The organism is uncultured Boseongicola sp., assembly GCF_937988555.1.
In the GTDB taxonomy this organism is placed as follows: Bacteria; Pseudomonadota; Alphaproteobacteria; order Rhodobacterales; family Rhodobacteraceae; genus Boseongicola.
In genome coordinates this window covers 1-10,354 of record NZ_CALJXO010000168.1, presented here as the reverse complement: position 1 = coordinate 10,354, position 10,354 = coordinate 1, and the positions used below count along the sequence as shown (strand labels likewise).

Annotated in this window: 8 protein-coding genes and 1 pseudogene; 2 read left to right on the top strand and 7 right to left on the bottom strand. The window is 57.7% G+C overall.

The window, feature by feature from the left end; all coding sequences use genetic code 11:
- The 7 genes from Q1B15_RS09130 to mdh form a co-directional block, all read right to left on the bottom strand.
- The coding region (locus Q1B15_RS09130; RefSeq protein ID WP_299753214.1) for a biotin/lipoyl-containing protein at positions 1-1,196 on the bottom strand (1,196 nt) is incomplete at its 3' end.
- A gap of 6 nt (positions 1,197-1,202) precedes the next feature.
- Positions 1,203-4,166, bottom strand: a complete 2,964-nt coding sequence (locus Q1B15_RS09125) for a 2-oxoglutarate dehydrogenase E1 component (protein WP_299753212.1) — start codon at positions 4,164-4,166, stop codon at positions 1,203-1,205.
- A gap of 4 nt (positions 4,167-4,170) precedes the next feature.
- Positions 4,171-4,914, bottom strand: a complete 744-nt coding sequence (locus tag Q1B15_RS09120; RefSeq protein ID WP_299753210.1) for a hypothetical protein — start codon at positions 4,912-4,914, stop codon at positions 4,171-4,173.
- 38 nt (positions 4,915-4,952) lie between these two features.
- A complete protein-coding gene (gene sucD, locus Q1B15_RS09115) occupies positions 4,953-5,834 on the bottom strand; it encodes a succinate--CoA ligase subunit alpha (protein WP_299753208.1) in 882 nt (293 codons plus the stop codon).
- A 10-nt stretch (positions 5,835-5,844) separates the two neighbouring features.
- Positions 5,845-6,366 (bottom strand): succinyl-CoA synthetase subunit beta, encoded by a 522-nt coding sequence (locus Q1B15_RS09110; protein WP_299753206.1) that lies wholly within the window; start codon positions 6,364-6,366, stop codon positions 5,845-5,847.
- 4 nt (positions 6,367-6,370) lie between these two features.
- Positions 6,371-7,564 (bottom strand): ADP-forming succinate--CoA ligase subunit beta, encoded by a 1,194-nt coding sequence (gene sucC / locus Q1B15_RS09105; protein ID WP_299753204.1) that lies wholly within the window; start codon positions 7,562-7,564, stop codon positions 6,371-6,373.
- A gap of 540 nt (positions 7,565-8,104) precedes the next feature.
- Positions 8,105-9,067 (bottom strand): malate dehydrogenase, encoded by a 963-nt coding sequence (mdh, locus tag Q1B15_RS09100; RefSeq protein WP_299753202.1) that lies wholly within the window; start codon positions 9,065-9,067, stop codon positions 8,105-8,107.
- A 155-nt stretch (positions 9,068-9,222) separates the two neighbouring features.
- Between mdh and Q1B15_RS09095 the strand changes: the two are divergent.
- Together Q1B15_RS09095 and Q1B15_RS09090 are read left to right on the top strand one after the other, a co-directional pair.
- Positions 9,223-9,974, top strand: a pseudogene (locus tag Q1B15_RS09095) (sulfite exporter TauE/SafE family protein).
- A gap of 237 nt (positions 9,975-10,211) precedes the next feature.
- The coding region (locus Q1B15_RS09090) for an aldolase/citrate lyase family protein (RefSeq protein ID WP_299753216.1) at positions 10,212-10,354 on the top strand (143 nt) is incomplete at its 3' end.

Sequence of the window (10,354 nt, the reverse complement as noted above, 5' to 3'; positions counted from 1 at the left end):
CCCAACTCGTTGATTCTCTTCTCAATCTCAGCGAACGACATCTTATCGGCGTCGCGTACCACCGGCACCACAAGGCCGCTAGGCGTGCCAACAGCTATGCCCATATGGACGAAGTTCTTGTAGACAATGTCCGTTCCGTCGATCTCGGCGTTGACCTCGGGCACTTCCTGCAAAGCATGCGCGCAAGCCTTTGTGAAGAATGACATAAACCCAAGCTTCACACCGTGCTTCTTCTCAAACAGCTCCTTGTACTCTTTGCGAAGCGCCATCGTCGCCGACATGTCGACTTCGTTGTAGGTGGTCAGCATAGCCGCCGTGTTTTGTGCATCCTTCAGACGCCGTGCAATGGTCTGGCGCAGACGCGTCATCTTCACGCGCTCTTCGCGACCCGCATCTTGCGCCGCAACCGGACCGCGTGGCGCGGCCGGGCCAGCAAGGGGCGCTGCTTTTGGCGCCGGGTTTGCCAGCGCCTTTTGCACGTCTTCTTTCATGATCCGATCATCGCGACCCGAACCGGTCACAGCATCGGACGACAGGTTGTTCTCTGCCATCAGCTTCTTCGCCGACGGTGCATCTTCGACATCACGACCCGTGCTGGCCGCCGCTGGAGCAGCGTCCGCCGGAGCCGCCGCCGGAGCCGCAACAGCCCCTTCGCCCGCCGACATCACAGCCAACTTGCCACCGGCCTCAACCGTTGCACCTTCCGCAGCCAATATTTCGGACAGAACCCCGGACGCAGGCGCTGGCACTTCAACCGACACTTTGTCGGTCTCTAACTCACACAGCATCTCGTCCTGGGTGACGCTGTCCCCGACCTTCTTGAACCAACTCGACACGGTCGCCTCGGTCACACTTTCGCCAAGGGTTGGGACCATTACATCCACCGATTGCGCGCCGCCACCAGACGCCGCTGCGGGGGGCGAAGCTGCCGCCTTTGCCGGTGCAGGCGCTGCCCCGGCACCTTCAGTCAGGGTCGCCAGCAAAGCATCCACACCAACGGTCGTGCCCTCAGCAGCGACAATCTCGCCCAAGGTCCCCGCCGAAGGCGATGGCACTTCAACCGTCACTTTGTCGGTCTCAAGCTCGCACAACATTTCGTCCACCGTGACTGTATCGCCCGGTTTCTTGAACCACGTGGCGACGGTGGCCTCGGTGACGCTTTCTCCAAGCGTCGGCACACGAATTTCAGTTGCCATGTCGGATTACCCTTCCAGTGTCAGCGCGTCGTTCACGAGCGCTTGTTGTTGTGACTTATGCGCCGATGCAAGACCCGTCGCAGGCGAGGCCGCCGCTGCACGCCCCGCATATTTAGGCCGTGTGATCTTCGCTTTGATACGCGTGAGAACCCACTCGATATTGGGCTCCATAAAGGTCCAGCCGCCCTGGTTCTTCGGCTCTTCCTGACACCAGACATAATCGGCATTCGGGAACCGCTTCAGTTCGTTCACAAACGACTGCGCCGGGAACGGATAGAACTGCTCCACCCGCATCAGATAAACATCATCAACGCCCCGCGCGTCGCGTTCTTCCAGCAAGTCAAAGTAGACCTTGCCCGAACACATCACGACCCGTCTGATCTTCTCATCGGCCTTCAGCGCGGTGTCTGAATTGCCAAGCTGCGCGTCATCCCACAGCACCCGGTGGAAGCTGGAGCCGGTGACGAACTCTTCGGTTTTCGAGATCGCCATCTTGTGGCGTAAAAGCGACTTCGGCGTCATGATCACCAGGGGCTTACGATAGCTGCGGTGAATCTGGCGTCGTAGCAGGTGGAAATAATTCGCAGGTGTCGTGCAGTTCGCCACGATCCAGTTGTCCTCCGCGCACATCTGCAAGAACCGCTCCAGACGCGCGGACGAATGCTCCGGCCCCTGACCTTCGTACCCATGCGGCAGGAGCATCACCAGACCAGACATCCGCAGCCACTTGCGTTCGCCCGACGAGATAAACTGATCGAACATGATCTGCGCACCATTGGCGAAGTCGCCAAATTGCGCTTCCCAAAGAACCAGCGAGTTCGGCTCGGCCAGCGTGTAGCCGTATTCGAACCCAAGCACTGCGTATTCCGACAACATCGAGTCGATGACTTCGTAGTGCGCCTGACCCTGGCGGATATGGTTGAGGGGAAAATACCGCTCTTCCGTCTCCTGGTTCACGATGCCCGAATGACGCTGCGAGAACGTCCCCCGCGTGGAATCCTGACCGGAAAGCCGTACCGGATAGCCCTCAGTCAACAGTGACCCAAATGCCAAAGCCTCGGCGGTGGCCCAGTCAAAACCCTCGCCACTGTCGAACATCTTGGCTTTGTTTTCGAACAGACGCTCGACCGTCTTGTGGATTGGCAAGCCATCCGGCACCGTGCTCAAAACCTTGCCGATCTGCTCAAACGTCGCCTTTGGAATCGCAGTCTTGCCGCGCTGATACTTCGCGCCCTGGCGATCCATATGCGACCAACGCCCGTCTAGCCAGTCCGCCTTGTTCGGCTTGTACTCTTTACCGGCCTCAAATTCTTCGCTCAGATAGGCCTGAAACCTGGCCTTCATATCTTCGATCTCGCCTTCAGGGATCAGACCATCTCGCACAAGTCGCTCAGTATACAGGCTAAGCGTCGTCTTTTGCTTTTTGATCTTCTTGTACATGATCGGATTTGTGAACATGGGCTCGTCGCCCTCGTTGTGACCAAATCGGCGGTAGCAGAAAATATCAAGCACGACGTCCTTGCCGAACTTCTGGCGGAACTCGGTGGCAACTTTGGCTGCATGGACCACAGCCTCGGGATCATCGCCGTTCACGTGGAAAATCGGAGCTTCCACCATCAGCGCAATATCGGTCGGGTAGGGGCTTGATCGCGACAGGTGCGGCGCCGTCGTAAAGCCGATCTGATTGTTCACAATGATATGGATCGTACCGCCGGTCTTATGACCTTTCAAACCAGACAGACCAAAACACTCAGCCACGACACCTTGGCCCGCAAAGGCCGCATCGCCGTGCAGCAAAAGCGGCAACACGCTGGTGCGCTCGGCGTCATTGCGTTGATCCTGCTTGGCGCGGGCCTTTCCAATCACGACCGGGTTCACCGCCTCGAGGTGCGACGGGTTCGCCGTCAGACTTAGGTGCACGGAGTTACCATCAAATTCACGGTCCGAAGACGCGCCAAGGTGATACTTCACATCGCCCGAGCCATCGACGTCCTCGGGCTTGAAAGACCCCCCCTGAAATTCGTTAAAAATCGCCTTGTATGGCTTGGCCATCACGTTCGCCAAAACGCTCAGGCGACCTCGATGCGGCATGCCGACAATGATGTCTTTCACGCCCAAAGCACCACCGCGCTTGATAATCTGTTCCATCGCCGGGATCAGACTTTCGCCGCCATCCAGACCAAATCGCTTTGTGCCCATGTATTTGACGTGAAGGAACTTCTCAAAGCCCTCGGCCTCGACCAGCTTTTTCAGGATCGCCTTGCGTCCGTTCCGCGTGAAGGAAATCTCCTTGCCAAACCCTTCGATCCGTTCCTTTAGCCAACCGGCCTGCTCAGGGTTCGAAATATGCATGTACTGAAGCGCAAAAGTCCCACAATACGTCCGCTTTACGATCGCGATAATCTCGCGCATCGACGCCATCTGAAGGCCCAGAACATTATCGATAAAAATAGGGCGATCCATGTCGCTTTCCGCAAAGCCATAAGACGTCGGGTTAAGCTCGGGATGCGGAGTTTTGTCCTGCATACCCAGAGGATCAAGGTCCGCCACCAGATGCCCCCGGATACGATAGGCGCGAATAATCATCAGCGCACGGATCGAATCCAGAACCGCCCGCTTGATCGCGTCCTCGCTCACTGCAACGCCCGTCTCAGCCGCTTTGGCCCCAATCTTCGCCGCAGCGCCCGACGCCGCTTTTGGCCCCAGATCGCCCCATTGCCCATCAAGTGCTGCCGTAAGCTCGTCGTTTGGCTGCGGAGGCCAGTCGGCCCGCGCCCAGCTTGGCCCCGCGGCCTCGGCCTGCGCGTCCGCACCGTCATCGCCAAGCTCGGCAAAAAACGCAGCCCACGCCTCGTCGACCGCATTCGGGTCTTCGGCATAGCGTGCATAAAGCTGCTCAATGTACTCGGCGTTGTGCCCTTGCAAAAAGGACGATGCCTTGAAGAGATCGTTTGGGGATTGTTCGGTCATCTGACTACCTCGTCGCTTCCGCGATCATCGTTTTGACAACTGCGCTTTGCAGTGTGCCGTTCCAGTGATTTGCGCCGCTGGTCTTTACAAACCGGGCAGGGGTGCCTGCAGATTTTACGTTGGCGACATAAGCTTCGGCCAGCCCGGGCCACATATTGTCATCCTCCGCGCCGGTTAAGGCGATCACCCGCATGCCTTGCCCGATGGTGCCGGCAAATTTGATCGGCGATTGTTTCTCGCGACCTGAAAAGAGGCTGTATTTGGCGCGCCAAATTTTAATATCGCAGGGACAAGACTGAAGCATGGCACTGTTCACCAGCCCAGGATATCTCTCGATGATTGCCCCAAGTTGCGCCGCGCCGTCCGTATGGCCCGCCAGCCCCAAACGCTCGCCCGGATTGGCGTCTTTGACGGCGCTCCATGACTTTGCCACAAGATCGTTGTTCGCTTTGGTGTCTTGATCACGGCGCTCGTGGGGGGCACCTGCGCTGGTTTGGATCGCGTCGTCGTCCCCTGGGCGCAACAAAACAATAGCTGTCACGCCCTCTTGCGCCCTCTGTCTCATCAAGGCGCAGTGATAGGTTGCTGGCCCACCGCGTGAGGCGTCGCCCGGCAGAAACACGACGACTGATTTCCCACCCGAACCACACTTCGCGCCTTTCAGAGGCCCAAAGTCATCAGCAAATGCGCCAGCACCAAGCGTGCAGGCAACCAGTACCGCTGCAATAAGCTTGAGTGAACCAATCATGACATGATCTCTTTGACACTACCTCGTTTGACTAAGTTTTACCCAATCGCTTCCAGAACAGCTTCGCCCAGACCCGCCGGGCTTTCCGCCACAACGATCCCGGCAATCTTCATCGCTTCGATCTTGTCGTCCGCGCCACCTTTGCCGCCGGCAACAATCGCGCCCGCGTGGCCCATCCGACGCCCCGGTGGCGCTGTGCGACCGGCAATAAAACCAGCCGTCGGCTTCCAACGGCCCTTCTTTTTCTCATCGGCCAGGAACTGCGCGGCCTCTTCTTCTGCCGAGCCGCCGATTTCGCCAATCATGATGATCGATTGCGTCTCATCATCAGCGAGGAACCACTCCAGCACGTCGATATGCTCGGTTCCTTTAATTGGATCACCACCAATACCAACGCAGGTCGACTGGCCAAGGCCCACATCAGACGTCTGCTTCACGGCCTCGTAAGTCAAAGTGCCGGACCTCGACACAACTCCGACCGAACCCCGGCGATGGATGTGACCGGGCATAATGCCGATCTTGCAGGCATCTGGCGTGATAACACCGGGGCAGTTCGGCCCGATCAATGTCGAGGACGACGTCTCAAGCGCACGTTTCACCCGCATCATGTCTAGAACCGGGATGCCTTCCGTAATCGCAATGATCAGCGGAATTTCCGCATCAATCGCTTCCAGAATCGAATCTGCTGCAAACGGTGGCGGCACATAGATCACCGACGCGTTCGCCCCCGTCATCGCCACCGCTTCGTGGCACGAGTTGTACACCGGCAGATCGAGGTGCGTCTGACCACCTTTGCCCGGTGTGACGCCTCCGACCATTTTGGTGCCGTAAGCAATCGCCTGCTCGGAGTGAAATGTACCCTGCGAGCCGGTGAAGCCCTGACAGATGACCTTGGTGTTTTCGTTGACGAGGACAGCCATGTGCAGTTCCCTATTTTTGCGGCCGAAGCCGTTCTACATTCATAAAAGTTTCGATACCGTTTGGTCCGGGGCGTGTGCCCACATGAACCACGGCAATACGTCTTGGATTTAGCTGGCGTGCAGCCAGCAATGCGGTGCCCGACGTGCGGGCACCGCGATGTGTACTTTGAAGAGCGGCATCGGTCAGGATGCCTTCACGGGTCAGTGCCGCTACAGCCACATCTGCGGCCACACCAGCATGATCTCCGTCAAAAGCAACCTCGCACCGACGATCGGTTCCGGGGGTAACCCGCCCTGCCGCTTTGGACACGTCAGCCTTGGAAAACGGGTCGAGATCATAGAAATCAACCCGCACGTCGTTCGATGCAAACCGCTCCGACACCCGCGCAGCCGTCATAAACGGAGAAAAGCAGTTGTCGGAAAACGCGCCCATGGCGCGCTCCGCCGTGGTGTCATCCGCCGCCGCAGCACCGGCCATAAAGGCCAGTGTCGCCACAGTCGTCCCGCGCGTCATATGTGCCGAAGCGGTCAAAGGATTACCCCTTAACCGCCTTCACAATCTTCTCGGCCCCGTCTTTCAGATTGTCCGCCGCGATGACGTTCAGCCCGGAATTGCGGATGATCTCTTTGCCCTTCTCGACGTTCGTGCCTTCAAGGCGCACGACCAATGGCACCTCAAGGCCAACCTCTTTCACCGCCGATACAACGCCTTCCGCGATCACATCGCAGCGCATGATCCCGCCGAAAATGTTCACAAGGATGCCTTTCACCTGCGGGTCCGAGGTAATGATCTTGAACGCCTCGGTGACCTTCTCTTTCGTGGCGCTGCCTCCGACATCAAGGAAGTTCGCCGGCTCGGCGCCATAAAGCTTGATGATGTCCATCGTCGCCATGGCAAGGCCTGCTCCGTTCACCATGCAGCCGATCTCGCCATCCAAAGCGATGTAGTTCAGATCGAACTTCGAGGCGGCCAATTCTTTAGGATCTTCCTCGGTCTCGTCGCGCAAAGCGGCGATATCGGGATGACGGTAAATCGCGTTGCTATCAAAACCCATTTTCGCATCAAGGCATTTCAGATCGCCCTTGTCGGTCACGATCAGCGGGTTGATCTCAAGCATCTCCATGTCTTTTTCGACGAACATTTTATAAAGCTGGCCCATCAAAATGACGCATTGTTTGATCTGTGGCCCTTTAAGGCCAAGCTCGAACGCGATGCGGCGGCCGTGGAACGCCTGATACCCGGTCGCGGGATCAACGCTGAACGACAGAATTTTGTCGGGTGTGTTGTGGGCCACCTCTTCGATGTCCATGCCGCCTTCGGTCGATGCCACAAAGCTGACCCGGCTTGTCTGACGATCAACCAGCAACGCAAGATACATCTCGGTCTCAATGCCGGCCCCGTCTTCGATATAAATGCGGTTCACCTGCTTGCCCGCAGGACCGGTTTGCTTAGTGACCAACGTACGTCCCAGCATCCGCTTGGCTTCCGATGCGGCTTCCTCAACGGACCGCGCAAGACGCACACCGCCCATGTCGCCAGCGTCGGCCTCTTTAAAGCTGCCTTTGCCGCGTCCACCTGCGTGGATCTGCGCCTTCACAACCCAAAGCGGGCCGTCCAATTCGCCAGCGGCAGTCTTTGCATCTTCCGATCGCATGACGGGTCGACCGTCCGAAACCGGAGCGCCGTAGCTCTGCAAAAGTGCTTTCGCCTGATATTCGTGGATGTTCACCGGAGGCCTCCTTCGTTCCCTTTTCCCCTGCATGACACAGAAAAATTAGCAAAAGAAACGGGAAACGGGCAATTCGGGGCAATTGGGGGCAATTATTGCGTCATTCCTGCTTTTTGTGATCACACGTTTTTGCGTGTGATCACAAAATTACGAAAAATCGCCGAATTGCCGCGACTCACAAGACCACAATCACGTTCGCAGGGGTCTGAAGGGTGAATTCTTCGTACTATTCTTCCAATTCGCCGGGCAAATCCTCAAAGCGCATAGCCTGATATTTGGTCCCCCAAAAGTCGCAACCATCCTAAAACACCATCGAGGAAGGACCGCGCCCGCGGGTAACCACCAACCCGGATCGATGGCCCGACTACATCCTATTTGAACACGCACCACTGACCTCTGGCCAATCCCTGCCGAACAGGTTTTTTTCGGTCGATGTCTATCAGGTGGCCGAAGTCTTCCCGGCGAACACGCTTTTTAAACCAAAAAGCCGCGCCGCCCCCTAGGACCGCGCGGCTTCCTTGAATAGTTTGGGCGCGCGCCTCAGCTCAACCCGTCGTCAATCGCCTTGCAGGCATCGACCAGACCCTTAACGGCCTCCACCGACTTGTCGAACATCGCTTGCTCTTCGCTTGACAGCTGAATGTCGACCACACGCTCGACGCCACCCTTACCGATGACTGTCGGCACACCGACATACATGCCCTTAAGACCAAGCGCACCGTCCACATAAGCCGCACAGGGCAACAGACGCTTCTGGTCCTTTAAAAAGGCTTCCGCCATTTCAATGGCGCTTGTCGCAGGCGCGTAATAAGCCGAGCCATTGCCCAGAAGGCCCACGATCTCAGCACCGCCATCACGGGTCCGCTGCACAATCGCGTCCAGCTTCTCTTGCGTGGTCCAGCCCATCTTCACCAGATCAGGTAAAGGAATGCCGCCAACGGCCGAATACCGCACCGATGGCACCATCGTGTCACCATGACCGCCAAGAACAAACGCGGTGACGTCCTTCATCGACACGTCGAACTCAAGACTAAGGAAGTGACGGAAGCGCGCAGAATCAAGCACACCTGCCATGCCACAAACTTTATTGTGCGGCAGGCCGGAATATTCGCGCAGCGCCCAAACCATCGCATCAAGCGGGTTGGTGATACAGATCACAAACGCATCCGGCGCATTCGCCTTGATGCCTTCGCCAACCGATTTCATCACTTTAAGGTTAATACCAAGAAGGTCATCGCGGCTCATGCCGGGCTTGCGCGCAACACCGGCCGTAACGATGCAAACGTCTGCACCCGCAATGTCAGCGTAATCCGTGGTGCCCTTCAAAGTGGCGTCAAAGCCCTCTGATGGACCGGCTTCCGAGATATCAAGGGCTTTGCCCTGCGGCGTACCGTCAGCAATATCGAACAAGACGACGTCGCCAAGTTCTTTCATGGCAGCAAGGTGAGCAAGTGTGCCACCGATCTGGCCTGCGCCGATAAGCGCGATCTTTGGTCTGGACATGAGGATGAGTCTCCGATCCGCAGGAATTGATTGCTATTCAGTCGGGGTAGCCACAGTCGCGCCAAGGTGCAAGGCCGAAGCGGGCAGATGTGATCCTTCCCATGCCCCACCCAGCGCGCTATGAGCCGCGCATCCCGTCTGCACGAAAGCCTTTCATGACGCTTGACCTTACCTTCTTCCTGGTTGCGATTCCGGCGGTGATTTTCGCTGGAATTTCAAAAGGAGGCTTCGGCTCGGGTGCGGCATTCGTCGCGGCCCCCTGTTGGCGCTTATCGTTGATCCGGCACTGGCCGTCGGCCTTATGTTGCCGCTTTTGATGCTGATCGATGCTGCGACACTTAAACCCTATTGGAAGCGGTGGAGCTGGCCGGATGCGCGACTTCTGATCTTAGGAGCCGCCCCGGGTGTTGCCATCGGCGCATTGTTCTGGAGCGCTGCAGACGCAGACGTATTGCGCGTCTTTCTTGGGGTGATCTCGCTGGCGTTCGTCGCGTTCCAACTGGCCCGTGCGCAAAACTGGATCCGTATACCCGACCGTTCCTTCCCCCCCGGCGCGGGGATTTTTGCAGGCGCCGTTGGTGGCTTCACAAGCTTTGTCAGCCATGCAGGCGGCCCGCCTGTTGCTGTCTATCTTCTGGCGCGCGGCATGACGAAAACCACCTATCAGGCGACGACAGTGATCACCTTCTGGGCCGTGAACATCTTCAAGGCCATTCCTTACGCAATATTAGGTATTTTTACGACGCAAACATTGATCGCCGGGCTTTATCTTGCCCCCGCCGCACTGTTTGGAGCCTGGCTGGGCGTGTGGGCGCACAGTGTGATCCCGGAGCGCCTGTTCTTCATCGTGACCTATGTCCTTTTGACCGCCACCGGCGCAAAGCTGATCTTCGACGCGCTGACCTGACTTGTCGGGCCGCCGGGGCCGGGCGTTTTGGCCAGGACCGCAAGAGCCTCGCCCGAAGCGACACGGCAGGTCGTCCCGTTAGGCAACGCAACAGCGATCGTCCCTGTCCCGGTCTCAACCGACGCGAACACCTCAACCACGCAGCCGCTCTTGTCGCTGCAATGCGGCGAAAGCGCTTGCGGAATGCTGCGCAAAACTGCAGTTTCCGCGCAACTTTATTGCTTGCAGGGTCGAATCATGAGCGCAGCGGCGGCACTTTACCGGTCAGTACTTTACATTCCCGCCTCAAAAGAGCGCGCCCTCGACAAAGCACGTGGCTTGAATTGCGATGCAATCATCTTCGATCTCGAAGACGCCGTAACACCCGAAGAAAAAACCTC

Bases quoted from the DNA above. Each gene is read 5' to 3' on its own strand.
- Q1B15_RS09125 (WP_299753212.1), bottom strand. From the start codon at position 4,166: ATGACCGAACAATCCCCAAACGATCTCTTCAAGGCATCGTCCTTTTTG.
- Q1B15_RS09120 (WP_299753210.1), bottom strand. From the start codon at position 4,914: ATGATTGGTTCACTCAAGCTTATTGCAGCGGTACTGGTTGCCTGCACG.
- sucD (WP_299753208.1), bottom strand. From the start codon at position 5,834: ATGGCTGTCCTCGTCAACGAAAACACCAAGGTCATCTGTCAGGGCTTC.
- mdh (WP_299753202.1), bottom strand. From the start codon at position 9,067: ATGTCCAGACCAAAGATCGCGCTTATCGGCGCAGGCCAGATCGGTGGC.